At 65.8% G+C, this 25,583-nt stretch carries 23 protein-coding genes; 16 read left to right on the forward strand and 7 right to left on the reverse strand.

What is annotated here, in order from left to right; all coding sequences use genetic code 11:
• Window positions 1–225 precede the first annotated feature (225 nt).
• The gene (gene metK, locus AVTE2539_RS12100; RefSeq protein ID WP_272567533.1) at window positions 226–1,407 is read right to left on the reverse strand and encodes a methionine adenosyltransferase; all 1,182 of its coding nucleotides are present in this window, start codon (window positions 1,405–1,407) and stop codon (window positions 226–228) included.
• 131 nt (window positions 1,408–1,538) lie between these two features.
• Between metK and AVTE2539_RS12105 the strand changes: the two genes are divergently transcribed.
• Window positions 1,539–2,390, forward strand: coding sequence for a lysophospholipid acyltransferase family protein (locus AVTE2539_RS12105; protein WP_284410940.1), 852 nt, complete (start codon window positions 1,539–1,541; stop codon window positions 2,388–2,390).
• On the forward strand, window positions 2,387–3,259 hold the full coding sequence (locus AVTE2539_RS12110) for a lysophospholipid acyltransferase family protein (protein ID WP_284410942.1): 873 nt from the start codon (window positions 2,387–2,389) through the stop codon (window positions 3,257–3,259). Before AVTE2539_RS12105 ends, AVTE2539_RS12110 begins: the two co-directional genes overlap by 4 nt.
• A 53-nt stretch (window positions 3,260–3,312) precedes the next feature.
• Here AVTE2539_RS12110 and AVTE2539_RS12115 read toward each other — a convergent pair whose 3' ends face one another.
• The gene (locus tag AVTE2539_RS12115) at window positions 3,313–4,236 is read right to left on the reverse strand and encodes an alpha/beta fold hydrolase (protein ID WP_284410944.1); all 924 of its coding nucleotides are present in this window, start codon (window positions 4,234–4,236) and stop codon (window positions 3,313–3,315) included.
• 50 nt (window positions 4,237–4,286) lie between these two features.
• Window positions 4,287–5,027, reverse strand: coding sequence for a ribosome biogenesis GTP-binding protein YihA/YsxC (yihA, locus tag AVTE2539_RS12120; RefSeq protein WP_272567539.1), 741 nt, complete (start codon window positions 5,025–5,027; stop codon window positions 4,287–4,289).
• A gap of 84 nt (window positions 5,028–5,111) precedes the next feature.
• Between yihA and AVTE2539_RS12125 the strand changes: the two genes are divergently transcribed.
• The 5 genes from AVTE2539_RS12125 (at window position 5,112) to msrQ (ending at window position 11,156) form a co-directional block, all read left to right on the forward strand.
• Complete coding sequence (locus tag AVTE2539_RS12125; protein WP_284410946.1) at window positions 5,112–5,759, forward strand: c-type cytochrome; 648 nt, start codon at window positions 5,112–5,114, stop codon at window positions 5,757–5,759.
• Between the two features lie 117 nt (window positions 5,760–5,876).
• On the forward strand, window positions 5,877–8,051 hold the full coding sequence (locus tag AVTE2539_RS12130) for a cytochrome c biogenesis protein ResB (protein WP_284410948.1): 2,175 nt from the start codon (window positions 5,877–5,879) through the stop codon (window positions 8,049–8,051).
• Window positions 8,048–9,418 carry a c-type cytochrome biogenesis protein CcsB gene (gene ccsB / locus AVTE2539_RS12135; RefSeq protein WP_284410949.1) on the forward strand — a complete coding sequence of 457 codons (1,371 nt, stop codon included), beginning with the start codon at window positions 8,048–8,050 and terminating at the stop codon, window positions 9,416–9,418. Before AVTE2539_RS12130 ends, ccsB begins: the two co-directional genes overlap by 4 nt.
• A 71-nt stretch (window positions 9,419–9,489) precedes the next feature.
• Window positions 9,490–10,485 carry a protein-methionine-sulfoxide reductase catalytic subunit MsrP gene (gene msrP / locus AVTE2539_RS12140; RefSeq protein ID WP_272567544.1) on the forward strand — a complete coding sequence of 332 codons (996 nt, stop codon included), beginning with the start codon at window positions 9,490–9,492 and terminating at the stop codon, window positions 10,483–10,485.
• A gap of 50 nt (window positions 10,486–10,535) precedes the next feature.
• Window positions 10,536–11,156, forward strand: coding sequence for a protein-methionine-sulfoxide reductase heme-binding subunit MsrQ (msrQ, locus tag AVTE2539_RS12145; protein ID WP_272567545.1), 621 nt, complete (start codon window positions 10,536–10,538; stop codon window positions 11,154–11,156).
• Window positions 11,157–11,213: 57 nt separating this feature from the next.
• Here the strand turns inward: msrQ and AVTE2539_RS12150 are convergent, their stop codons facing one another.
• From AVTE2539_RS12150 to lptM, 3 genes are all read right to left on the reverse strand, one after another.
• Entirely contained in the window at window positions 11,214–12,056 is an 843-nt protein-coding gene (locus AVTE2539_RS12150; protein ID WP_284396651.1) for an oxygen-binding di-iron domain-containing protein, read from the reverse strand.
• Window positions 12,057–12,135: 79 nt separating this feature from the next.
• Entirely contained in the window at window positions 12,136–13,419 is a 1,284-nt protein-coding gene (gene lysA / locus AVTE2539_RS12155) for a diaminopimelate decarboxylase (RefSeq protein ID WP_284410951.1), read from the reverse strand.
• On the reverse strand, window positions 13,416–13,640 hold the full coding sequence (gene lptM / locus AVTE2539_RS12160; protein WP_284410953.1) for an LPS translocon maturation chaperone LptM: 225 nt from the start codon (window positions 13,638–13,640) through the stop codon (window positions 13,416–13,418). The genes lysA and lptM overlap by 4 nt, the downstream gene beginning before the upstream one ends.
• A 12-nt stretch (window positions 13,641–13,652) precedes the next feature.
• On the opposite strand from lptM, the gene cyaY reads away from it, so the two are divergent.
• The gene (cyaY, locus tag AVTE2539_RS12165) at window positions 13,653–13,982 is read left to right on the forward strand and encodes an iron donor protein CyaY (protein WP_272567550.1); all 330 of its coding nucleotides are present in this window, start codon (window positions 13,653–13,655) and stop codon (window positions 13,980–13,982) included.
• Window positions 13,983–14,071: 89 nt separating this feature from the next.
• Here the strand turns inward: cyaY and AVTE2539_RS12170 are convergent, their stop codons facing one another.
• Window positions 14,072–16,459, reverse strand: a complete 2,388-nt coding sequence (locus tag AVTE2539_RS12170) for a penicillin-binding protein 1A (protein ID WP_272567552.1) — start codon at window positions 16,457–16,459, stop codon at window positions 14,072–14,074.
• A gap of 261 nt (window positions 16,460–16,720) precedes the next feature.
• On the opposite strand from AVTE2539_RS12170, the gene AVTE2539_RS12175 reads away from it, so the two are divergent.
• The 8 genes from AVTE2539_RS12175 to aroB all read left to right on the forward strand — a co-directional run bounded on the left by AVTE2539_RS12175 (window position 16,721) and on the right by aroB (window position 25,556).
• The gene (locus AVTE2539_RS12175; protein WP_272567553.1) at window positions 16,721–17,800 is read left to right on the forward strand and encodes a pilus assembly protein PilM; all 1,080 of its coding nucleotides are present in this window, start codon (window positions 16,721–16,723) and stop codon (window positions 17,798–17,800) included.
• Window positions 17,797–18,423: a PilN domain-containing protein gene (locus AVTE2539_RS12180; protein ID WP_284410955.1), complete on the forward strand. Its 627-nt coding sequence runs from the start codon at window positions 17,797–17,799 to the stop codon at window positions 18,421–18,423. Before AVTE2539_RS12175 ends, AVTE2539_RS12180 begins: the two co-directional genes overlap by 4 nt.
• Window positions 18,424–18,425: 2 nt before the next feature.
• Window positions 18,426–19,100: a type IV pilus inner membrane component PilO gene (locus tag AVTE2539_RS12185; RefSeq protein WP_284410957.1), complete on the forward strand. Its 675-nt coding sequence runs from the start codon at window positions 18,426–18,428 to the stop codon at window positions 19,098–19,100.
• A complete protein-coding gene (locus tag AVTE2539_RS12190; RefSeq protein WP_272567557.1) occupies window positions 19,097–19,636 on the forward strand; it encodes a pilus assembly protein PilP in 540 nt (179 codons plus the stop codon). The genes AVTE2539_RS12185 and AVTE2539_RS12190 overlap by 4 nt, the downstream gene beginning before the upstream one ends.
• Window positions 19,633–21,774, forward strand: coding sequence for a type IV pilus secretin PilQ (locus tag AVTE2539_RS12195; protein WP_272567558.1), 2,142 nt, complete (start codon window positions 19,633–19,635; stop codon window positions 21,772–21,774). Before AVTE2539_RS12190 ends, AVTE2539_RS12195 begins: the two co-directional genes overlap by 4 nt.
• Window positions 21,775–21,787: 13 nt before the next feature.
• On the forward strand, window positions 21,788–23,623 hold the full coding sequence (locus tag AVTE2539_RS12200) for an Ig-like domain-containing protein (RefSeq protein WP_284410959.1): 1,836 nt from the start codon (window positions 21,788–21,790) through the stop codon (window positions 23,621–23,623).
• A complete protein-coding gene (locus tag AVTE2539_RS12205; protein ID WP_502868914.1) occupies window positions 23,605–24,150 on the forward strand; it encodes a shikimate kinase in 546 nt (181 codons plus the stop codon). Before AVTE2539_RS12200 ends, AVTE2539_RS12205 begins: the two co-directional genes overlap by 19 nt.
• Window positions 24,151–24,392: 242 nt before the next feature.
• Window positions 24,393–25,556, forward strand: coding sequence for a 3-dehydroquinate synthase (aroB, locus tag AVTE2539_RS12210; protein WP_284410961.1), 1,164 nt, complete (start codon window positions 24,393–24,395; stop codon window positions 25,554–25,556).
• Window positions 25,557–25,583: the final 27 nt, after the last annotated feature.

Raw genomic sequence — 25,583 nt, forward strand, 5'->3', positions numbered from 1 at the left:
GTAGGAGGGGGCCGATGCGGTGGGCGCCTGCCGTTCGCGCGGCGGCATTGCCCCGCCGGCTGGGCGCCGCCCTGGCGCCCTCAGGGGCTCAGCGCCCGGCGGCCGCCCGCAGTGCCGCGGCCTTGTCGGTCTTTTGGCTCCGGCCGGCCCGGTGGGCCTTCGCATCGCTGTGCGATACGAGCCTTTGCCGAAGCCCGGCCCAACCACGCTGGTCGCGTGGCGGGCTTACAGCCCGGCAGCGGCACGCAGTGCCGCTGCTTTGTCCGTCTTCTCCCAGGTGAACTCGGGCTCTTCGCGGCCGAAGTGGCCGTAGGCGGCGGTCTTTTCGTAGATGGGGCGCAGCAGGTCGAGCATCTGGATGATGCCCTTGGGGCGCAGGTCGAAGTGCTCCTGCACCAGCTTGGCGATCTGGTCGTCCGGGATCACGCCCGTGCCTTCGGTGTATACCGTCACGTTCATGGGGCGGGCCACGCCGATGGCATAGGCCACCTGGATCTGGCACTGGCGCGCCAGGCCCGCGGCGACGATGTTCTTGGCCACGTAGCGCGCGGCGTAGGCGGCCGAGCGGTCCACCTTCGTCGGGTCCTTGCCGCTGAACGCGCCGCCGCCGTGGGGGCAGGCACCGCCGTAGGTGTCCACGATGATCTTGCGGCCGGTCAGGCCGCAATCGCCTTGCGGGCCGCCGATGACGAATCGGCCGGTGGGGTTGATCAGGTACTTGGTGTCCTGGAGCCACTCGCTGGGCAGCACGGGCTTGATGATCTCCTCGATGATGGCCTCGGTGAAGCTGGCCTTCATCTTGGTGGAGGTCTCGCTCTGGTCGGGGTGGTGCTGGGTGGAGAGCACCACGGTGTCGATGCTGTGGGGCTTGCCGTCCACGTAGCGCATCGTGACTTGGCTCTTGGCGTCGGGCCGCAGGAAGGGCAGGCGCCCGTCCTTGCGCAGTTGGGCCTGGCGCTCGACCAGGCGGTGGGCGTAGTAGATGGGCGCGGGCATCAGCTCGGGCGTCTCGTCGCAGGCGTAGCCGAACATCAGGCCCTGGTCGCCGGCGCCGGTGTTCAGGTGGTCGTCGCTCGCCTGGTCCACGCCCTGGGCGATGTCGTTGCTCTGCTTGTCGTAGGCCACCAGCACCGCACAGCCCTTGTAATCGATGCCGTAGTCGGTGTTGTCGTAGCCGATGCGCTTGATGGTGTCGCGCGCGATCTGGATGTAGTCCACGTGCGCGTTGGTGGTGATCTCGCCCGCCAGCACCACGAGCCCGGTGTTGGTGAGGGTCTCGGCCGCCACGCGGCTGCGGGGGTCCTGCTTGAAGATCGCGTCCAGAATCGCGTCGGAAATCTGGTCGGCGACCTTGTCGGGGTGGCCTTCCGAGACGGATTCGGAGGTGAAAAGGAAATCGTTCGCCATTTGAATAAACTCCTGTGTTCCGGCATTTTGGGCGTTGCCCTCAGCCTTGGGAGCTTTGGCGAACGCTTTAGCAGATTTGTTTTACGTCGCCCTGCAAGTTGCTCATTTAACTCAGCGACCGCGCCATTTTAATGCCAACCCTTTTCCGTTTCCTTTCCCGGCTTCCGCTCTGGCTCGCCCATGCCCTCGGCGCGGCCGCGGGCTGGCTGGTTTTCTGCCTCTCGCCCACCTACCGGCGGCGCTTTCGCGAGAACGCGGCGCGGGCCGGCTATTCGTTCGGACAGGTGCGTGCGGCCGTGGGCCACGCCGGCCGCATGGCGGCCGAACTGCCCCGCCTGTGGCTGCGCGAGCAGACGCCGTGCCGCATCGAGAACGCCGCCGTGGTCGAGCGGGCCTGGGAAGCGGGCAAGGGCATCGTCTTTCTCACGCCGCACCTGGGCTGCTTCGAGCTGTCGGTGCAGGCCGCGGCCCAGCGCTGGAGCGCCGAGCGCGGACCCATCACCATCCTGTATCGCCCTGCGCGCCAGCCCTGGCTGGCCGGCGTGATGGCCACCGCGCGCAACCGACCCGGCATCCGCGCGGTGCCCACGGCGCTGACGGGCGTGCGCCAGATGATCAAGGCGCTGCGCCGCGGCGAGGCCGTGGGCCTGCTGCCCGACCAGGTCCCGCCGCAGGGCCAGGGCGTGTGGTCGCCGTTCTTCGGCCGCGAGGCCTACACCATGACTCTGGCCGCGCGGCTGGCGCAGCAGACGGGTGCCGCCGTGGTGCTGGCGCGCTGCGAGCGGCTGGGCGCCGGCCGCGGCTATGTCTTGCATTTCGAGGAGTTGTCCGTGCCCCTGTCCGAAGACCTTGACGCGGCCGTGCTGCAGATCAACCAGGCGATGGAGCACACCATCCGCCAGAGCCCCGACCAGTACCTGTGGGGCTATGCCCGCTACAAGCAGCCGCGGGCCGAAGCGCACGCCGCAGGGGCCGCGGCATGACGGGCCGCATGAACGTGTGGCTGATGGGCGTGCTGGCCCGCCTGCCGCTGCCGGTGCTGCGCGGCCTGGGCTGGGCGATCGGCCAGGTGCTGTACCGGCTGGCCGCGCCGCGCCGCAAGGTGGCGCTGCGCAATCTGGAGCTGTGCTTTCCCGATGCGTCCCCCGCCCAGCGGCGCGCCTGGGCCCGCGAGACCTTCGTGCGCTTTTGCCAGACCTGGCTGGACCGCAGCTGGCTGTGGATGGCGCCGCGCGCGTTGGTCGAAAAGCGGCTCACCATCCACGGCGCGCTGCACGAGCTGGACGGCGATGCGCCCACCATCATCTTCGCGCCGCATTTCCTCGGCATGGATGCTGCGGGCACGGCGCTCACCCTGCAGACCGACCGGGCCTTCACCTCGATCTTCACGCCGCACCCGGACCCGGCCGTGGACGCCTGGCTGTTCGCGGGCCGCCAGCGCTTCGGCAACGTGCGAATGCTCAACCGGGGCGACGGCGTCAAGCCCATCCTGAGCGGGCTGCGCAAGGGCGGGCTGCTGTATTTGCTGCCGGACATGGACTTCGGCCCGAGCGAGTCGGTCTTCGTGCCGTTCTACGGCGTGCGCGCGGCGACGATCCCCTCGCTGTCGCGCTTCGCCCGCCTGGGCCGCGCCAAGGTCGTGCCGCTGGTGGGCCGCCTGACCCCCACCGGCTACAGCGCCGAGATGATGCCGGCGTGGGAGCACTTTCCCACCGACGACCTGGAGGCCGACACGGCCCGCATGAACCGCGAGCTGCAGCAGTGGATCGACACCATGCCGGGCCAGTACTACTGGGTGCACAAGCGCTTCAAGTCGCGCCCGGACGGCGAACCTTCGGTGTACCAAAAATAAAAGCAATTTGTAGCCGAATCGTTGCCATGCCGGCGGTTTGATTGCCTGTATTGCTATTGATTTTGTAGCGCTCCAGGCGTCAGGCTGTCGGTGATGGCCTGGATCACCGCCGCCGGCTGCTCGTGCACGATCCAGTGCGAGGCGCCCGGCACCTCGGTGCGGGTGAGCGAAGGCACCCATTGCGCGAGCCCCTGCAGCAGCCCCGGCAGCAGGGCCGGGTCGTCCAGGCCCCAGACCACGCGGGTGGGCACGTTCACGGTGAGCATCGAATCCGGCAGGGTGAGCGCGCCGGCTGCGGCATCGCCCTCGCGCGGCGGGCGCAGCGGGCTGGCGCGGTAGTAGTTGCACGGGCCGGTCAGGCCGGCGCCCCAGGTGGCGCGGTACTGGTCGCGCACCTCGGGGGTGAGCCATGCGGGCGCCATGCCGTCGGCCCGGTCGAAAAAGCCGAACAGGCGCCGGAAGTCGTCGGCCGCAAGCAGCGCCTCGGCGTCCGGCCGGCAGAGAAAGTGCATGTACTGGCTGGCCGCCTGCTGGGCCGGGTTGTTCTGCAGCTCGCGCAGGAACGTGCCCGGATGCGGCGAATTGACGATCACCAGCCGCTGCATCAACTCAGGCCGCTGGTTGGCCAGGTTCCAGGCCACTGCGCCGCCCCAGTCGTGCGCGATCAGCGCGGCCATGGGCTGCGAGTCGCCGCATTCGGCCGCGATCAGGGCCGTGATGTCCTGCACCAGGTGCTTGGCGCGGTAGGCGGCCACGTCCGGCGGGGCGCTCGATGGCGCGAAGCCGCGCAGCCAGGGCGCCACGCAGCGGTAGCCGCCGTGGGCCGGGTCGGCGAAGTGCTCCAGCAGCGCATCCCAGATGAAGGCGCCTTCGGGAAACCCGTGCAGGAACAGCAGCACCGGGCGGCCGCGCTCGCCGCGGGTGCGGCAGTGCAGCGTGGTGCCGTGGGGCAGGGCGTGCGCAATGGTGTCGATCATGGTGCTCTGCTTTGGATCGCAGCCCGCGCATGACCTGTCTGCGCGGGCGCCTAGTTGTCTTCCGAATCCTCGTCCAGGGGTGCCTCTTCGGTGCCGTCCTGCGCCTCGGGCGACGGGCCGGCTACCGGGTGCGACCACTGCCACAGCAGTTGCGCCACCTCGTCCACCCCTTGCTTCTTGAGGGCCGAGAACATCTTGACCTCGCCGCCGCCGGCCTGCAGTCGCGTGATGGACAGCGCCTTGGCCTGCTCGGCGCGGGTGAGCTTGTCGGCCTTGGTGAGCAGCACCAGGAACTTCAGGCCCGCCTCGACGCGGTGGCGCACGGCTTCCAGCAGCGCCTCGTCCAGCTCGGTCAGGCCCAGGCGCGGGTCGCACAGCAGCACGATGCCGGTCAGGCTCTGGCGGGTGACCAGGTAGCTCAGCATCACCTGCTGCCAGCGGATCTTGTCCGAGCGCGACACGGCGGCGTAGCCGTAGCCGGGCAGGTCGGCCAGCACGGCGTCGGTCACGCCCTGCTTGCCCAGCGAGAACAGATTGATGTGCTGCGTGCGACCGGGCTTCTTGGAGGCGAAGGCCAGCTGCTTTTGCTGCGTGAGCGTGTTGATGCAGGTGGACTTGCCGGCATTGGAGCGGCCGACGAAGGCGATCTCGGGCACCTCGATGGGGGGCAGGTGGTGCAGTTGCGCCGCCGTCGTCAGGAACCGCGTGGTGTGCATCCACCCCATGGCGACTTTGGCGTCCGGTGCGGGCGGGAGGGAGCCAGCAACTGGCGCATGTGATGTAGTCGTCATAACGGGGGTTACCAAGGATAGAGGGCCAGGGGGTCGCATTGTAGAATCGCGCCGTTTTGCGCCCATAACACAAGAACCCTCGATATGAAGAAATTGCTTGCTCCCATGCTGATGGCTGCCGTGCTGGCAGTTGCTGCTTTCCCGGCTTTATCGCAGGGGCACGCCCCTGCCGCAGCGGCGCAAAAACCGGCCAAGCCGGACCTGGCCAAGGGAGAGGCCACCTTCACGGCCGTGTGCGTGGCCTGCCACGCGGCCGATGGCAACTCCGCCATCGCCATCAACCCCAAGCTGGCCCAGCAGCACCCCGAATACCTCGTCAAGCAGTTGCAGGAGTTCAAGTCCGGCAAGCGCAACAACCCCGTCATGAAGGGCTTCGCCTCGGCCCTGTCCGATGACGACATGCGCAACATCGCCTGGTGGGTGGCGTCCAAGCAGGCCAAGCCCGGCTTCGCCAAGGACAAGGAACTCGTCGCCCTGGGCGAGCGCATCTACCGTGGCGGCATCGCCGACCGCAACATCGCCGCCTGCGCCGGCTGCCACAGCCCCAACGGCGCGGGCATTCCGGTGCAGTACCCCCGCCTGTCGGGCCAGCACGCCGACTACACCGCCGCGCAGCTCGTCGCCTTCCGCGACGGCGTGCGCAGCAACAGCCTGCAGATGACGCAGGTCGCCGCCAAGCTCAACGACCGCGAGATCAAGGCCGTCGCCGACTACATCGCTGGCCTGCGTTGACCTGGGTCAATCCCCCGGGCCGGCCACCGTGCCGCGCCCCTGAACCAACCGCCGATAATCACACCCAAGACGGGCGGGTCCATCTGAACGGATGGCCCGCCCTTTTGTCTTTCGTCCATGTCTGAAACCACCCACGGCATCCGCATACACACCCGCTCGCAGGCCATGCGCGCGGCGGTGGAACTGCTGTCGTCCATGCGCTTCGCCATCTCGCTGCTGACGGTGATCTGCATCGCCTCGGTGATCGGCACGGTGCTCAAGCAGCACGAGCCCGCCGCCAACTACGTGAACCAGTTCGGGCCGTTCTGGGCCGAGCTGTTCATGGCGCTCAAGCTCAACGCGGTATACAGCGCGTGGTGGTTCCTGCTGATCCTGGCGTTCCTGGTGGCGAGCACCTCGCTGTGCATCGCGCGCAACGGGCCGCGCTACCTGGCCGACGTGCGCAATTACAAGGAAAACGTGCGCGAGCAAAGCCTGGAGGCCTTCGGGCTGCGGGCCAAAGGGCCGCTGCCCGGCGAAACCCCCGAGGCCGCGGCGCGCCGCATCGGTGACATGCTGGCCGGCGGCGGCTGGAAGGTGCGGCTGCAGCAGCGCACCACGCCGGCCGGGCCCGGAACGGGCTGGATGGTGGCGGCCAAGGCGGGTGCGGCAAACAAGATCGGCTACATCGCGGCGCACAGCGCCATCGTGCTGGTGTGCGTGGGCGGCCTGCTGGATGGCGACCTGGTCGTGCGCGCGCAGATGTGGCTGGGCGGCAAGACGCCGTACAACGGCGGCGGATTGATCTCCGAGGTCCGGCCCGAGCACCGCCTGTCCGAGCGCAACCCGACCTTCCGCGGCAACCTGCTGGTGGCCGAGGGCACGCAGTCGAGCACCGCCATCCTGAACCAGTCCGACGGCGTGCTGCTGCAGGAGCTGCCCTTCGCCATCGAGCTCAAGAAGTTCATCGTCGAGCACTACTCCACTGGCATGCCCAAGCTCTTCGCGAGCGAGATCGTCATCCACGACAAGACCACCGGAGAGGCCACGCCCGCGCGCGTGGAGGTGAACCACCCGGCGAGCTACCGCGGCATCGAGATCTACCAGTCGAGCTTCGACGACGGCGGCTCGCGCCTGCAACTGCGCGCGGTGCCGCTCGCGCCCGGCATAGCGCCTTTCGACGTGGAGGGCGTGGTGGGCAGCTCCACGCCGCTCACCGCCAGCGCCGCGGGCCAGCCGTTCACGCTGGAGTTCACCGCGCTGCGCACCATCAACGTCGAGAACTTCACCGACACCGGCGCCGTCACCTCCGGTGCCGATGTGCGCAAGGTGGACCTGCGCCAGGCCATCGAGGCGCGCCTGGGCGCGGGCAACAAGACGGTGACCCGCAAGGAGCTGCGCAACATCGGCCCCAGCGTGAGCTACAAGCTGCGCGACGCGGCGGGCCAGGCGCGCGAGTTCCACAACTACATGCTGCCGCTGGACGCGGGCGACGGGCAGCCCGCCTTCCTGCTCGGCGTGCGCGACACGCCGTCCGAGCCGTTCCGCTTCCTGCGCATTCCGGTGGACGACCAGGGCAGCATGCAGGGCTTCGTGCGCATGCGCGTGGCGCTGGCCGATCCGGCGCTGCGTGAGCAGGCGGTGCGCCGCTACGTGGCCAAGGCGGTGGACCCCGCGCGCCCCGAGCTGGCCGAGCAGCTGGCGCAATCGACCGTGCGCGCCCTGTCGCTCTTTGCCGGGGCGGACGCCGGCGCGCCAGGCGCTACCACGGGCAAGGGCGGCACGCCGGGCCGCGGCGGCCTGCAGGCGATCTCGGACTTCATGGAAGCCAACGTGCCGCCGGCCGAACGCGAGCGTGCGGGCGAGGTGCTGATCCGCATCCTGAACGGCGCGCTGTTCGAGCTGGCCCAGCTGACGCGCGAGCGCGCGGGCCTGAAACCCCTGGCGCAGAGCGATGCCACCCAGGCGTTCATGACGCAGGCGGTGCTGTCGCTCAGCGACGCGCAGGCCTACCCTGTGCCCGTGGCGTTCGAACTCAAGGACTTCACCCAGGTGCAGGCGAGTGTCTTCCAGGTGGCCCGCGCGCCGGGCAAGAACATCGTGTACCTTGGCTGCGCGCTGCTGATCCTCGGCGTGTTTTCGATGCTCTACGTGCGCGAACGGCGCCTGTGGGTGTGGCTGGTGCCCAAGGACCGGGGCGCCCAGGCCACCATGGCGCTGTCGAGCAACCGCAAGACCCTAGACGGCGACCGCGAGTTCGCCCGGCTCACCGACAAACTCATCGGGGCGCGGCCCCACGGAGACACCGCATGAACACCGCCGCCACGGACACTGCCCGCGATCGCACGAATCGCGCCGACCGCACCATCACCCTGAACGAGGGGTTCTTGGCCCGGCGCAATGCCTTCGACTGGGTCTTCGCAGCGTTGGTCGCGGCGGGCGGGCTGTTCGCGCTGCAGCGCTACGGCGCGTTCATGGATGTTTACGAAAAAGGCATCCTGCTCGGTGCCATTCCCTGCACCGTGTGGCTGGGCTGGTTCTGGCGGCCGCTGCGGGTGCTGATGGTGGTGGTGGCGGCCTTCGCCCTGGCGGCCATCGGCCTGTACCAGCAGGACGGCGCCGGCAGCCTGGCGCGCGCCGACACGGTGTTCGGACTCAAGTATTTCCTGTCCAGCCAGTCGGCCATCCTGTGGATGAGCATGCTGTTCTTCATGAGCACGGCGTTCTACTGGATCGGCATGTTCTCCCGCGGCGAGGGCCGCACCCTGTCACTGCTGGGCTCGCGCCTGGCGTGGGTGGGCATCGGCATGGCGCTCATCGGCACGCTGGTGCGCTGGTACGAGAGCTACCTCATCGGCGCCGACGTGGGCCACATCCCGGTCAGCAACCTGTACGAGGTGTTCGTGCTGTTTTGCTGGATGACGGCGGCCTTCTACCTCTATTACGAAGCGCAGTACGAGACCCGCGCGCTGGGCGGCTTCGTCATGCTGGTGGTCAGCGCCGCCGTGGGCTTTCTGCTCTGGTACACCGTGGTGCGCGAGGCGCACGAGATCCAGCCCCTGGTGCCCGCCCTGAAGAGCTGGTGGATGAAGCTGCACGTGCCCGCCAACTTCATCGGCTACGGCACCTTCGCGCTGTCGGCCATGGTGGCGTTCGCCTACCTCATCAAGCAGCAGGCCGGCGAGACGCGCTGGTACAAGCTCGCGCCCCTGTGGCTGCTGGGCGTGGTGCTGTGCTTCGAGCCCATCGTGTTCCGCCAGGGCGCCACCGAGAACGGCGGCGGCTACTGGATGGTGTATTTCGGCGTATCGGCGTTCATCGTGGCGGGCATCCTGCTGGGCCGCCGGCGCATCGCGGCCCGTCTGCCGTCGTTCGAGGTGCTGGACGATGTCATGTACAAGGCCATCGCCGTGGGCTTCGCCTTCTTCACCATCGCCACGGTGCTGGGCGCTCTCTGGGCGGCTGAGGCCTGGGGCGGCTACTGGAGCTGGGACCCCAAGGAGACCTGGGCGCTGATCGTGTGGCTCAACTACGCGGCCTGGCTGCACATGCGCCTGATGAAGGGCCTGCGCGGCACCGTGTCCGCCTGGTGGGCGCTGGTGGGGCTGGGCGTGACCACGTTCGCCTTCCTGGGCGTGAACATGTGGCTGTCGGGGCTGCACAGCTACGGAACGTTGTAGCCCACAATGAATCCTTTCGGGGCCGGTGCGCGTATAACCGGCATCGTCCCCCCGAACCACAAGGATTCCCCATGCCGATTCCCCGCAGAGACAACGGCTTCATCCACGCCGCCAGCAGCGAAATCACCCCCCGCGCGGTCTACGAAGGCCGGCGAGACCTCATCAAGCTCATGGCCGGCGGCGCTGCCGGGGCGGCCCTGGCCACCTGGGCCGCACGCGATGCCGGCGCCCAGGCCGCGCGCCCGGGCAAGCTGGCGGCCCTGGCCGGCGGCAAATCGGCGGTGGCGGGCGCCAACACCATGGAAAAGGTGACCGACTACAAGGACGCCAGCACCTACAACAACTACTACGAGTTCGGCGTGGACAAGGCCGACCCGGCTCGCAACGCCCACACCCTGAAGACCACGCCCTGGACGGTCGAGGTGGAGGGGCTGGTCAACAAGCCGGGCAAGTTCGGCATCGAAGACCTTATCAAGCTCAGCGCCCAGGAAGAGCGCATCTACCGCCTGCGCTGCGTCGAGGGCTGGTCCATGGTGATTCCGTGGGTGGGCTACTCGCTGGCCGAGCTGCTCAAGCGCGTGGAGCCACAGGGCAGCGCCAAGTATGTGGAGTTCGTCACGCTGGCCGACAAGAAGACCATGCCGTTCGTCGGCTCCGCCGTGCTCGACTGGCCCTACACCGAGGGGCTGCGCATGGACGAGGCCATGCACCCGCTCACGCTGCTCACCTTCGGCATGTACGGCGAGGTGCTGCCCAACCAGAACGGCGCGCCGGTGCGGCTGGTGGTGCCCTGGAAGTACGGCTTCAAGAGCGCCAAGAGCATTGTCAAGATCCGCCTGACCGACAAGGAGCCGGGCACGGCCTGGAACAAGGCCGCCAAGCAGGAATACGGCTTTTATTCCAACGTGAACCCGAACGTGGACCACCCGCGCTGGAGCCAGGCCACCGAGCGGCGCATCGGCGAGGACGGACTGTTCGCCAAGAAGCGCAAGACGCTGATGTTCAACGGCTACGAGGCCCAGGTGGCCTCGCTGTACGCCGGCATGGACCTGAAGAAGTTCTACTGACCCGCCCCGCGTCCGACATCCCGCCTCCAGCGCCTTCGAGGGCTGCCGCCATGAAAAAACTGCTGATGCATCCCGCCGCCAAGCCGGTGGTGTTCGCCTTGTGCCTGCTGCCGCTGGCGTGGCTGGTGTTCGGCGCCGCCACCGATCGGCTCGGCCCCAACCCGGCCGAGACGCTGATCCGGTCCAGTGGCGACTGGACGCTGCGGGCCCTGTGCCTGGCGCTGGCGGTGACGCCGCTGCGCGTCATCACGGGCACGCCGGCCCTGGCGCGCTTTCGGCGCATGCTGGGGCTGTTCGTGTATTTCTATGCGGTGCTGCACCTCATGGCCTACGCCTGGCTGGACATGGGCTTCGACTGGCCGGAGATCGTGTACGACATCGGCAAGCGGCCCTTCATCCTGGTGGGTACGCTGGCCATCGTGCTGCTCACGCTGCTGGCGGCCACCTCGTTCAACCGCGCCATCCGCTGGCTGGGCGCCAAGCGCTGGCAGGCGCTGCACCGGATCGTCTACGCGGTCGCAGGGTTGGCGCTGCTGCACTTTTTCTGGATGCGCGCGGGCAAGAACAACTTCGCCGAGGTGGCGGTGTACGCGGCCATCCTGGGCGCGCTGCTGGGCTGGCGCGTGTGGAAGCGCTACGCCCGGCGCCCGGTGGCCGCCCGCACGGCATGATGCTGTTAAAAGAATAGCAATATGCCCTAGTACTGATTGTGCTGGAGGCCTTTTTGGCTAGGATCGCCCCTGCACGGCGTGCAGGGCCGGCCGCACCTGCCGGGTGGCCGGGTCGATGAAGGCCGTGGGGAACTGGTAGGCCCGGTCGTCGAACAGGTCGATGCCGCACATCAGGTTCTCGATCCAGTCGAAGAAATCGCCGATGGCCTTCGGTCCCATGATCGGCGCGCCGTGCTGGGGCACCAGCATGGCGATGTCCATCTGCCGCACCATGCGCACCCACAGCCGCAGGATCTTGTTGGACACCATGTAGCGGCGGTGGAACCCTTCCATGCGTGGAATGTGCGGCGCCAGATCGGTCACGGGCTCGCGCGCCTCGGTGCCCGAGGTCATCGACACGCCCAGGTCCCCCGTGAAGAGGATGCGGCTGACCGGGTCGTAGAAGTGGAAGTTGCCCTCGGAATGCAGGAAATGCGCGGGCAGAAGCACCAGCTCGTGCCGCCCCAGCGGCAGGTGGCCGCCGCCGTCCGGCACGCCGATCACCCGGTTCTCCGTCTTGCCGACCTTGGTGAAATGCGGCGCGAAGCGCTCCCACACGCGCGAGATCACCAGCGTGGCCTTGGTGCTGGTCATCCAGCGGTCGAGCGAGGCGATGATGTCCGGGTCGGCATGTGAGGCGATCAGGTACGACAGCTTGTGCGGCGGGAAATGCTTGGACATTCCCATGAACAGCTCGTTGAAGGCGAGGTTGCCGCCCGGGTCGATGATGGCGCCCGTGTCGCCGTCCACGATCAGGAATTGATTGGCCTGAACGGCCTGCCCGTCCTCCTCGATGAGGTCAGAGAACATCAGGCAGGCGTGGTGCTTGTCTCGGTACAGTTCCAGCGGTTCCAGGGCCATGGCATGCAGCATTCTTGAAAAATGCCAATGTAGGCCGCGCCCCGTGCCGAGGGCTTGATGCGAATCAAGCGTTGGCCAGTCAGCCCACCAGTTTCTCGTGGCGGAAGGTGTCGGCCGCCGATTCGCGCGCGCGGATCAGGTGGGCCTGCGTGCCATCCACTAGCACTTCGGCCGGGCGGGCGCGCGTGTTGTAGTTGCTGCCCATCGAGCTGCAGTACGCGCCGGCCGACAGCACGGCCAGGTGGTCGCCCGGCTGCACAGCCAGCGTGCGGTCGCGGCCGATCCAGTCGCCGCTCTCGCACACCGGGCCCACCACGTCGTACACCCCGGCCGCTGCGCCGGCCGCGGCCGCCTGCACCGGCACGATGGCGTGGAACGCCTGGTACATCGCGGGGCGCGGCAGGTCGTTCATGGCCGCATCGACGATGCAGAAGTTTTTCTGCTCGCCGGGCTTCACGTACAGCACCTCGGTCACGCATACCCCGGCATTGCCCACCAGCGAGCGGCCGGGCTCGATCATGAAATGGCGGTCGCCGAAGCCGCGCGCATCCAGCTTGGCCAGCAGCTTGGCCCACAGCGCATCGGCGGCCGGTGGCGTGTCGCCGTTGTAGTCGATGCCCAGGCCGCCGCCGAAGTCGATGTGGTGGATCGGAATGCCTGCGGCCTCGATCTCCTGGATCAGGTCGAGCAGTCGGTCGGTGGCGTCGAGGTAGGGTGTCTCGTCCGTGATCTGCGAGCCGATGTGGAAGTCGATGCCGGCCACCTGCAGCCCCGGCAGCGACGCGGCGTGCCGGTAGGCCGCGACGATGCGCTCGTGCGCCACGCCGAACTTGTTGCCCTTGAGTCCGGTGGAAATGTAGGGGTGCGTCTTCGGGTCCACGTTGGGATTGACGCGGATGCTGATCGGCGCCTTCGTGTCGAAGGCCACGGCCACCTCGCTCAGCACGTCCAGTTCGGACTCGCTCTCGACGTTGAAGCAGCCGATGCCGGCCTGCAGGGCCTGCCGCATCTCGGCCCGCGTCTTGCCGACGCCCGAGAAGATGATCTTGCGCGGATCGCCGCCAGCGGCCAGCACGCGTTCCAACTCGCCGCCGGACACGATGTCGAAACCGCAGCCCTGGCGCGCGAACAGCTGCAGCACGGCCAGCGACGAGTTCGCCTTCATGGCGTAGCAGATCTGCACCTGGCGGCCGGCAAAGCCGCGCTGGTAGGCGGCCAGCGCGTCCAGCATGGACGCTTGCGAATAGACGTACAGCGGCGTGCCGTGCTGCCGCGCCAGGTCGGCCAGGGGGAGTTGTTCGATGAACAGCGCGTCGCCACGGTAGGCGATGTGGGGATGGCCGGGCAGGGCAGGCAAGGTCATGGGGTCGGGGAGGAAGCGGAACGGGAGGGGGCGGAGGGGACGATCGGCGCCGGCGTGGGCGTGTCGCGCATCGGGTCCAGCGTCTGGGCCAGGGTGGCCCGCTGGCTGGCAGCGGGGTCGGTGGGCAGGTACAGCGGGCCGCGCTGGCCGCAGCCCGACAGGGCCGCCGCACTCGCAGCAAGGGCAAGCGTCCTGACTAGAATTTGCGATGCTCTCAACATCCGCCGATTCTAATGACTGACCTCGAATTCCTGGACCACGCGGAAAAGCTCCTGCTCGCTGTCGAGCAAGGCTGCGATCGCATCAACGACACCTCGGACGCCGACCTGGACGCGCAACGCTCCGGAGGCATGGTGACCATCGCGTTCCAGAACGGCAGCCAGATCGTCATCAACCTGCAAAAGCCGCTGCACGAAATCTGGCTGGCCGCACAGTCCGGCGGCTACCACTACCGGTTCGACGGCCAGCGCTGGATGGACACCAAGGGGGCGGGCGAGTTCTTCGAAGCCCTGGACCGCAGCGCCAGCGAGCAGTCGGGACTGGCGCTGTCTTTCGCGCCGTGAGCGCCTTCGGTCTGTAACAAAAAAGCCCTTGCGCGATGGCCGCGCAAGGGCTTTTCTTTGAGGGGACCGCGTGCCTGCGGTCCATGGGGTCAATTGCGGAACAGATCCAGGATCCGGTTGCGCTCCTCGGTCGGCGGGGGCGTCTGCGGCGGCGATCCGGGCACGGCGGCGGAGGCGTCTTCCATGCCTACGCTGGCGACCCCGGCGTTGCGGGCGAACTCCTCATAGAACCATTCTCCGCCCACGTTCACCACGCCAGGCGGCACGGTGGGCTCGGCCACCGGGACGCCCTTGAGCGCGCGCTCCATGAAGCTGATCCAGATCGGCAGGCTCAGCCCGCCGCCGGTTTCGCGGCTGCCCAGGTTGCGGGGCGTGTCGTAGCCGATCCAGGTCACCGCGGCCACCGTGGGCTGGAAACCGGCGAACCAGGCATCGACGGCATCGTTGGTCGTGCCGGTCTTGCCGTACAGGTCGGGGCGCTTGAGCGTGGCCTGCGCGCGCGCCGCCGTGCCGGAGCGGGTGACTTCCTGCAGCAGGCTGTCCATCACGAAGGCGTTGCGCGCATCGATCGCACGGGGGTTGTCGGAGGTGGCCGGCGGCTGGAAGTCCGACAGGATACGGCCCTTGTGGTCGGTGACGCGGCTGATCAGGTAGGGGTTCACGCGGTAGCCGCCGTTGGCGAACACCGAATAGGCCGACACCATCTGCATGGGCGTGACCGACCCCGCGCCGAGCGCCATGGTCAGGTAGGGCGGGTGCTTTTCGGCGTCGAAGCCGAACTTGGACACCCACTCCTGCCCGTTCTTGGGGCCGACCGCCTGCAGGACGCGGATGGACACCACGTTCTTGGAGCGCGCCAGCGCGGTGCGCAGGGTCATCGGGCCGTCGTACTTGCCGTCGTAGTTCTTGGGTTCCCAGGGCTGGCCGCCCGTGACGCCGGCGCTGAAGAACAGCGGGGCATCGTTCACCACGGTAGCCGGCGTGAAGCCTTTTTCCAGCGCGGCCGAGTAGATGAACGGCTTGAAGCTCGATCCTGGCTGGCGCCATGCCTGCGTCACATGGTTGAACTTGTTCTTGTCGAAATCGAAGCCGCCCACCAGGGCCTTGATGGCGCCGGTGCGCGGATCGACCGCCACCAGGGCGCCCTCGACTTCCGGCAGCTGGGTGATATCCCAGGTCTTCTTGGGGGTCTGGATCACGCGGATCACGGCGCCGCGGCGAATCTTGACATTCGGCGGCGCCTTGTCGCTCAGGCCCGACTGGGCGGGTTTCAGGCCGTCGCCGGTGATCTCGATCGGCTCCCCGCTGGCGCGCGCCGCCACGATCTTCTTGGGCGTGGCCTCCAGCACCACCGCCGACATCACGTCCCCGTTGTCGGGATGCAGGGCGAGCGTGTCGTCGATCACGTCCTCGGCTTCCTGGGCGTTGGTGGGCAGGGCCACGAACTTCTCGGGCCCGCGGTAATGCTGGCGGCGTTCGTAATCCATGATGCCCTTGCGCAGGGCGACATACGCGGCCTCCTGATCGCCGGCATTGAGGGTCGTGTAGACGTTCAGGCCGCGGGTGTAGGCCTCGTTGCCGTACTGGGCGAAGATGAGCTGGCGGGCCATTTCCGCCACGTACTCGGCGTGGATGCGGGTGGAATCCGGGCCGGAGCGGATCTTCAGGTCCTCTTCCTTGGCGGCGGCGGCCTCCTGCGCGGTGATGAAACCGTTCTCCTGCATGCGGTCGATGATGTACAGCTGGCGGATGCGGGCGCGCTTGGGGTTGCTGATGGGGTTGTAGGCCGAAGGTGCCTTGGGCAGCCCGGCCAGCATGGCCGCCTCCGCGATGGAAATGCTCTGCAGGGGCTTGCCGAAATAAGCCTCCGAAGCCGCCGCAAAACCGTATGCCCTGTTTCCGAGATAAATCTGATTCATGTAGATCTCGAGAATCTGGTTCTTGGTCAGCAGGTGCTCCAATTTGAAGGTTAGTAATATTTCGTAAATTTTCCGGGTAAATGTTTTTTCCGACGACAAATAAACGTTCCGGGCCACCTGCATCGTGATCGTCGAGGCGCCCTGGCTCTTCACGCGGCCCAGGTTGGCCAGCGCTGCGCGCACCACGCCCTTGTAGTCCACGCCGCCGTGCTGGAAGAAGCGCGCGTCTTCGATCGCCAGCACCGCATTGGTCATGACCTTGGGGATGTCCTGGATGGGGGTGAGGTTGCGCCGTTCCTCGCCGAACTCGCCCAGCAATGCGCCTTCGACCGAGTACACCCGCATCGGCAGCTTGGGCCGATAGTCCGCCAAGTCCGAAATGTCCGGCAGATTGGGATAGGCCACCGCCAACGCGACGGCGATCGTGAGCGCCACGCCCACGGCGCCGGCTGCCGCCAGTCCCAGCAACCACGCTGCGCTGCGGACGATCCAGCGCCACCATGCCGGCCGTTTCGGCGGATTCGGGTTGGGGGTCTTGTCGGTAGGTGATGACGGCATAGCGTTCCAGGAGAGAGCAACCGGCCATTATAAAAATATGGGCCTCGGCCGTCTGCCAAATCGCTTGCGAGGGTGGCGCACCTATACCACAGGCGCATGAATATCGGTATCGGAAGAGGCGGCAAATGAGCGTGTGCTTTTGACAACGTTCGCCCCGTAACAGCGCCGTAAAACTCTTGGCTGGCCTGCAACCTTACTGATAGCATTCATGTGAAGTGTTAAGTTTTGTTGCGTCAAATTGGCAAGTTACGGGGGCTAATCTTGATCTCTTTGGGGTCTTTGTTCAGTCGCCAGTCCGCGCCACTGCTGGGTATCGACATCAGTTCCTCGAGCGTCAAGCTGGTGGAGTTGGGGCGCGACAAGGCGGGAGGGCTGGTACTGGAGCGATGTGCGATCGAGCAGTTGGAGCGCGGTTGGATCACCGACGGCAACATCGAAAAATTCGATGAGGTCGCCGAGGCCCTGCGCCGGCTGGTCAAGAAGAGCGGCACCCGCACGAAAAACGTGGCATTGGCCTTGCCGCCATCCGCCGTCATCACCAAGCGCATCACCCTGCCCGGCGGCATGTCCGAGCAGGAGCTGGAAGTGCAGGTGGAATCCGAAGCCAACCAGTACATCCCGTTCTCGCTCGACGAAGTGAGCCTGGACTTCTGCGTGGTCGGCCCGAGCAAGAGTTCGCCCGGCGATGTCGATGTGCTGATCGCGGCGTCGCGTCGCGAAAAGGTGCAGGACCGCCAGGGCCTGGCCGAAGCGGCGGGCCTCAAGCCCGTGATCGTCGACATCGAATCGCATGCCTCACGGCTGGCTGCGGGGCGCCTGATCGAAGCGCTGCCCAACCACGGCAACGATGCCTTGGTCGCGCTGTTCGAGGTCGGCGCCTTGACCACCAGCATGCAGGTGCTTCGCAACGACGAAGTGCTGTACGACCGCGACCAGGCCTTCGGCGGCGCGCAGCTGACGCAACTGATCGTGCGGCAATACGGGTTCTCGCTGGAAGAGGCCGAAGGCAAGAAGCGCAGCGGCGATCTGCCGGAAGACTACCAGTCGGCCGTACTGCGCCCCTTCGTGGAAAGCATGGCACAGGAAATCGGCCGTGCCCTGCAGTTCTTCTTCACCAGCACGCCCTACAACCGGGTCGATCACATCATGCTCGCGGGTGGCTCAGCGCCGCTGCCAGGCTTGACCGAGGCCGTGACCCAGCATTCAGGCTGCGCCTGCACCGCCATCAATCCGTTCGACGGCATGGAAATCGGAAGCGCCGTGCGATTGAAGAAGATGGTGCGCGAGGCGCCTTCCTACCTCACGTCATGTGGTCTGGCCATGCGGAGGTTTCTGCAGTGATTCTCATCAACCTGCTTCCCCATCGCGAGGCGGCCCGAAAACGCCGCAAGGAATCGTTCCAGGCAACGATGTTCGCGTCCTTTCTGGTGGGGCTCGCCATTGCCGGCGGTATCTATTGGTGGTACCAGATGGTTATCACCGCCCAGCAGGACAAGAACACGTTCCTGCAAAGCGAGATCAAGGTTCTGGAAGGCCAGATCAAGGAAATCGCGACCATCGAAGAAGAAATCGCGGCCCTTCGCGCGCGCCAGAAGGCCGTGGAAGACCTGCAGTCGGATCGCAATCTGCCGGTGCACTTGCTCAATGAACTGGTTCAACAGCTGCCAGATGGGGTTTACGTTACCAATCTCAAGCAAGTCGACCAGGTGATCACGATGCAGGGGATGGCGCAATCGAACGAGCGTGTGTCGGAGATGCTGCGCAATCTGGCGGACAACACACCGTGGTTCTCCAAGCCCGAATTGGTAGAGATCGTTGCGGCCAACATCGCGCTGAACCCGAGGGAACAGCGCCGCGTGGCCTCCTTCAACCTCCGGTTTCGGCTGATGCGCACGAGCGAGGCGCAAAAAGCCATTGGCGCTGCAAGTACCCCTGCCACTGCGCCCAAAGCGGTTGGAAAGTGATCATGGCAACGAAAAAAGCGTCTTCCGTGGACTTTGTGGCGCTGCAATCCAGCTTGCAGCGGCAGTTCCGCAACCTCGATCCCAAAGATCCTTCTCTGTGGCCGGTGCTGCCGAGAATCCTGCTTTGCATCGCCATCGCGGCGGGCATCGCTACCTTCCTGTGGTTCTTCAAGCTGAATGAGTACGAGGCGGAGCTGGAAGCCGAGCAGGCCAAGGAACTCACCTTGCGCGCTGATTATGAAAAGAAGCTCGTGAAGGCCGTGAGCCTCGACGCGCTCAAGAAGCAGCGCGAGCAGGTTCAGCAGTATGTGATCCAGCTGGAAAAGCAGTTGCCGAGCAAGGCGGAAATGGCGGCCCTTTTGTCCGATATCAATCAGGCAGGCCTGGGCCGCAGTTTGCAGTTCGAATCGTTCAAGCCGGGCCAGATCGTGGTGCGGGATTATTATGCGGAGCTGCCGATTTCCATAAAGGTGACCGGCCGATATCACGATATCGGCGCATTTGCCGCTGATATTGCCAATCTTTCCCGGATCGTGACGCTGAACAATATTTCCATCCTTCCCTCGGGCAAGGATGGCGGCAGCCTCACGATGGAAGCCACGGCGAGAACGTTCCGCTATCTGGACCCTGAAGAAATTCAGGCACAGCGCCAGGCGGCGGGTGGAGCGAAGAAATGAGAATGTGGCACATCGCTTTGCTGGCAGTCTGCGCGGCGTTGATGGGTTGCGAATCTTCGGGACAGGACGAGCTTCGCCAGTGGATGACGGATTTGCGTGCCAATACCAAGCCGCGCATTACCCCCCTCACCGAACCCAAGCAATTCCAGCCGCAGAACTATCAGGCGGATGGAGCAACGGACCCTTTCAATTCCATCAAATTGACGCAAGCCCTGAGGCGTGACTCGACCCAATTGGCGGCCAATGCCACCTTGATTGCCCCAGAAATGGCGCGACGCAAGGAGCCTTTGGAAGCTTATCCCCTGGATACCATGTCCATGGTCGGCAGTTTGAATAAAACCGGCACGCCGACGGCCTTGCTCAAGGTGGATAACTTGTTGTACCAGGTTCGAGTTGGTAATTACCTTGGACAGAATTATGGAAGGATTACCCAAATCACTGAAACAGCCATTCAGCTGCGGGAAATCGTTCAGGATGCAACGGGTGACTGGATAGAGCGTCAGACCACGCTCGATCTCCAAGAGGGGAAGAAATGATTCAGAAAAACAGTTTTGGTACACGCTATCGGGCGTTGTTGTTGGCTGCTGTGGCATCGCTGGGCAGCACCTGGGCCTATGCCCAGACCGCCATCGAGGCCGTCCAAGGGGTCATGCAGGGCGGTACCGAATTGGTGCGCATCGATTTGTCGCAACCCCTTTCCACCCTGCCGACCGGTTTTGCCATCCAGGCGCCGGCCAGGATCGCGCTTGATTTTCCGGCGACGACCAATGCGACGGGCAAGTCGCTGGTGGAAGTCAATCAGGGCAATCTGAAGTCCGTGAACATCGTGCAGGCAGGCGACCGGTCCCGCGTCGTTCTGAACCTCAAGCAACCCACGTCGTACCGCGCTGAAATCCAGGGCAAGTCCTTGATGGTGGCACTGGAGCCCGTGTCGAACACGGCGGCGGCGCAGCCGGCGCCGGTAGCGGTTTTCGCTGAAGACCGCAACAGCGACGTCCTGCCCCTGCGTGACCTCGACTTCCGCCGCGGCAGCGATGGCGCGGGCCGCGTGATCGTGGGCCTGGCCAACAACCAGGTCGGCGTGGATCTGCGTCAGCAAGGCAAGGGCCTGGTGGTCGAATTCCTGAAATCGTCGCTGCCGGAAGGTTTGCGCCGCCGCCTGGATGTGACGGATTTCGGCACCCCGGTGCAGATCGTCACGACATCGCAGCAAGGTGAGCGCGTTCGGATGACCATCGATCCCATCGGCGAGTGGGAGCACAGCGCCTACCAGAGCGACAACCAGTTCGTGGTGGAAATCCGCCAGAAGAAGGTGGACCTGAGCAAGCTGACGCAGGGCCCTGGGTTCAGCGGCGAAAAGCTGTCGCTCAATTTCCAGAACATCGAAGTGCGTTCATTGCTGCAGGTGATTGCGGACTTCACGAACTTCAACATCGTCACCTCCGACACCGTGACCGGCGCGCTCACGCTGCGTCTGAAGGACGTGCCATGGGATCAGGCCCTGCAGATCATCATGGACGCCAAGGGGCTCGGCATGCGCAAGTCCGGCACGGTCCTCTGGATCGCGCCCAAGGACGAAATCGACGCCCGAACCAAGAAGGACTATGAGGCGGCGCTCGCGATCCAGAAGCTTGAGCCACTGCGCACGCAAGCCTTCCAGTTGAACTATGCCAAGGCGGCCGACATGGTGACCCAACTGGCGACCAGCACGAACAGCGGCGGTACCAGCGGCACGTCCACTCGCTTTCTTTCCGAGCGTGGCAGTGCCATTTCCGAGCCTCGGACCAATCAGCTTTTCGTGACGGACACGCCGAGCAAGCTGGAAGAGGTGCGGCAATTGCTGTCGACGCTGGATGTGGCGGTGCGGCAGGTCATGATCGAAGCGCGGATTGTCGAAGCGCGCGACACCTTCGGCCGATCGCTCGGCGTCAAGCTGGGTGCATCTGACCTGAGGGCCAGCCGCGGCGGCGACGGTGGCTACGGCATCGGTGGCAACAACCGTGTCGCCTTCGGCACGAGCTACAGCAACGCCGTGTCCACGAGCGGCGCCAGTTCCTCGGCCACCGATCCTGGAGGCACGTTCGTCAATCTGCCGGCGCAGCTGTCCACGACGAGTGCGGTGGGCTCGTTTGCCCTGTCCATCTTCAATTCGGCGGCCAACCGTTTCCTGACCCTGGAGCTGTCGGCGATGGAGGCCGACGGCCAAGGCAAGATCGTGTCCAGCCCGCGTTTGATCACGGCAGACCAGACGAAGGCCTTGATCGAGCAGGGCACGGAGTACCCATACTCCGTCACGGCTCCCAACGGCGCCACCACCATCGCCTTCAAGAAGGCGGTGCTGAAGCTGGAAGTGACGCCGCAGATCACCCCGGAGGGCAACATCATTCTTGATTTGGATGTCAACAAGGACAGCCGTGGCGAGAGCACGACGCAGGGCGTGGCCATCGACACCAAGCACATCAAGACCCAGGTGTTGATCGAAAATGGCGGGACCGTGGTGATCGGGGGTATCTTCGAGATGGAAGAAACCAACCAGGAAAATAAAATTCCCGTGCTGGGTGATGTGCCGGTGGTGGGCAACCTCTTCAAGAGCCGGACCAAAGAATCCACGAAGCGGGAAATGCTGGTATTCATCACGCCCAAGGTCATTTCCGATCGCGGACCAGTTCGTTAACTATAGGTAAATAATGAAGTCATTCATCAAAATCATTGCCCTATCGCTGGCTGCCACTCTGGTCGCTTGCGGTGGCGGCGGGGGGAGCGCTGGCACCACGCCCGGAGGAACGACTCCGGTCAGCACGGCAGCCTCTGTGGAAATCTTGACGTCTGCCACGGGTCTGGCGTCGGCCGACAAGACCGGCCTGACGTTGACCGCTGTGGTGAAGGACGCCGCAAACAACGCGCTGTCCGCACAGGCGGTGTCGTTCACGGCATCCAGCGGCACGCTGGCAAGCATCGTGGGCACCACGGCTGCAGACGGCAAGGCGACGGCGGTGCTGACCGCCGGCACGGACCGTTCCAACCGCAACATCGCCGTCACGGTGAAGTCGGGATCGATCACGAAATCCATCACCATTCCGGTGACGGGTACCACGTTGACCGCATCGGGTTCGTCGTCGCTCCTGACCGGCGCCACGACCAATTTCGCGGTGAGCGTGAAGGACAGCGGCGGTGCGGCCATTGCCGCCAGCACGGTGGCCGTCACGTCGTCCCTGGGCAATGCCATCACCATGGCCAGCACTTCCACGGACGCCAATGGCGCCGTGACGTTCGCTTACGCGGCAACGCGAAGCGGCACAGACACCGTGACCATCCAGAGCGCTGGTGCGCAGACGCAGATTTCCATTAATGTCACCAGCGTGGATTTCGCGTTCTCGGCGCCCACGGCCAACACCGAAGTCGAGGTCAACACGGCGCGAACGGTCTCCGTGCGCTACGCATCCGGCGGCGCCGGTGTGGCCGGCAAGGTCATCTCGTTCAGCACCACCCGCGGCTCGGTGTCTCCCAGCCAGGCGACGACCGATGCCAACGGCATTGCGTCTACGCAGGCTTCGGCCGCATCCGTGGGCGTGGCGACGATCAGCGCGGTGGTGGACAACGGTGCTGTGACCACGCTGCCGCTGAATTTCATCGCTTCGACGCCAGCCTCGCTGGTGCTGCAGACGTCTTCCGCCGCTTTGCCCCCGAACGTGGCAGGCAGCTCCGCCAACCAGGTCCAGTTGCGCGCCACGGTGCGTGATGCCGCCGGCAACGCCGTCAAGGGCAAGACCGTTTTCTTCACGGCAGTGCAGGACCTGAGCGGTGGCAGCATCAAGACGGGCTCCGCCGTCACGGATGCCAACGGCTTGGCGACGGACGTCTTCATCTCCGGTGCCACGTCCACGGCCGCCAACGGCGTGCAGATTCGTGCAACGGTCGCGAACACCAATGTGACGGCCACGTCTTCGCTCACGATCAGCAGCCAGGCGCTTTTCATCTCCATCGCTGCCAACAATACGATCGAGAAGCTGAATACGACGTATCGCAAGACGTTCTCGGTGCAAGTGAACGATGCCAATGGCGCGCCGGTCGCAAATCAGAACCTGACGCTTTCCTACTGGCCTCCTTACTATCGCAAGGGTAGTTTGGTCTACAGCGATGCGGATACCCAGTGGATACCAAATGCCGGTAGCATCATTTCCTGCGTGAATGAAGATGCCAACCGCAACGGCATTCTGGACGCCGGTGAAGATGTCAACGGCAATGGTCAACTCACTCCAGGTCTTCCAGGGGTGATCGCACCTGCGTCGGTCACGACGGATGCCGCTGGTTCTGCCGAATTCACTTTGACCTATGGACAGCAATACGCGTTCTGGGTGAATTTCGAGTTGGCCGCCAAAGCCATTGTGTCCGGTACGGAATCCAGTTCGTTCTTTGCTTTCCTGGCATCGGCTGCAGCGTCTGACCTGACGGACAAGACGGTTCCTCCAGCTTCTCGTCTGAGCCCGTTCGGGACGGCAACCAGTTGCAGCAACCCCAACTGAGTCTCCACCTCATCGGCCTACCAGGCTCCGGGAAATCCACCGTCGGGCGTCAACTCGCCCGGCGGTTGGGGATTCCTTTCATCGATTCAGACCACGTGATCGAGCAGCGCATCGGCTGCTCGATCCGTGGTTTTTTCGATCGTGAGGGCGAAGCCGCCTTTCGCGACATCGAAGAGCAGGTGATCGATGAGTTGACTGCGGGCCGAGGCGCGGGCCCGGCACATGTGCTGGCCACGGGCGGCGGTGCCGTGCTGCGTGCGCCCAACCGCGACCGCCTGAGGGCGCACGGCAAGGTGGTCTATCTCGACGCGTCGCCCGAGGACATCGTTCGCCATGTGCGGCACGACACCTCTCGCCCCCTGCTGCAGGGAGCGGACCCGCTGGGCCGGTTGAAAGACCTGCACCAGCAGCGGGATGCGCTGTACCGGGCCACGGCCCACTACGTGGTGTCCACGGGGCGGGGCAAGACCGTCGCGGTGTTGGTGAATCACATCGCGATGCAACTGGAACTGGCCTCCGTCGGCTGACGGCGGCGCTGCTTCCACGCTGGCACACTGTCGCGCCGGTCATCACCGGTGCGGTGCTTCTTTTCGGCAACGCTGCGATCCGTCCGCTGGCCCCTGGCAGCGCTGGTGCAGCGAGCCGCTCTCCCATCTTTCCTCGAATGTCCGCATGCCTGGCAGCACGATTCGGACCGAACTTGTGCGTGCAGAGATCCGTCCGCATGGGAGCCCGTCGGCCCGCTAGACTCTCGACCATGGATCACGACATGCCCCTGGCATCCCAGGCCCCCCTTTCCCGCACCGCCCACCCATCCGCCGACGCGTTGCCGGGCGATCGCCCCGCCCAGGTGGACATCGCCCTGGGCGACCGCAGCTACCCCATCCTCATCGGCGAATCGTTGCTTGACGACCCCGCCACCTATCAGGCCTTGCCGGCCGCCGCGTCGGCCCTGATCGTTACCAATTCGACCGTGGCGCCGCTCTATGCGCAGCGGCTTGAGGCTGCGCTGACGGCGCGCTACCCACGGGTGCTGCAGGTCGTCCTGCCCGATGGCGAAGAGCACAAGACCTGGCAGACGCTGAACCTCGTCTTCGATGCGTTGCTGGCCAACGGCTGCGACCGCAAGACCGTGCTGTTCGCCCTGGGCGGTGGCGTGGTGGGCGACATGACCGGGTTCGCCGCGGCCAGCTACATGCGCGGGGTGCCGTTCGTGCAGGTGCCCACCACGCTGCTGGCGCAGGTCGATTCGTCGGTGGGGGGCAAGACCGCCATCAACCACCCGCTGGGCAAGAACATGATCGGCGCCTTCTACCAGCCGCAACTGGTGGTGTGCGATCTGGCCACGCTCGACACCCTGCCGCCCCGCGAGCTGAGCGCGGGGCTGGCGGAAGTCCTCAAATACGGACCGATCGCCGACATGGCGTTCCTCGACTGGCTCGAGACCGCGATGGATGCCCTGCGCGCCGGCGACCATGCCGCGCTGGCCCACGCCGTGCGGCGCAGCTGCGAGATCAAGGCCTTCGTGGTGGGCCAGGACGAGCGCGAGGCCGGCCTGCGCGCCATTCTCAACTTCGGCCATACGTTCGGCCACGCCATCGAGGCGGGCATGGGCTACGGCGTCTGGCTGCATGGCGAAGGCGTGGCGGCGGGCATGGTGATGGCGGCCGAGCTGTCGTGCCGGCTGGGGCTGGTGGACGCGGCCTTCGTGCAGCGACTGCGCCAGTTGATCGAGCGCGCGGGGTTGCCCGTGCGCGGCCCGGTGATCGATGCGGCGGACAATGCGGGCCGCTATCTCGAACTGATGCGGGTGGACAAGAAATCCGAAGGGGGCGAGATCCGCTTCGTGGTGATCGACGGCCCCGGGCGTGCGGCGGTGCGTGCCGCGCCGGACGCGCTGGTGCGCGAGGTCATCGACGCCTGCTGCGACTGATGGCTATTGTTTGAGCCGCATGCAATT

Origin of the sequence: Acidovorax sp. SUPP2539 (genome assembly GCF_030158975.1) — a bacterium.
In the GTDB taxonomy this organism is placed as follows: Bacteria; Pseudomonadota; Gammaproteobacteria; order Burkholderiales; family Burkholderiaceae_C; genus Paracidovorax.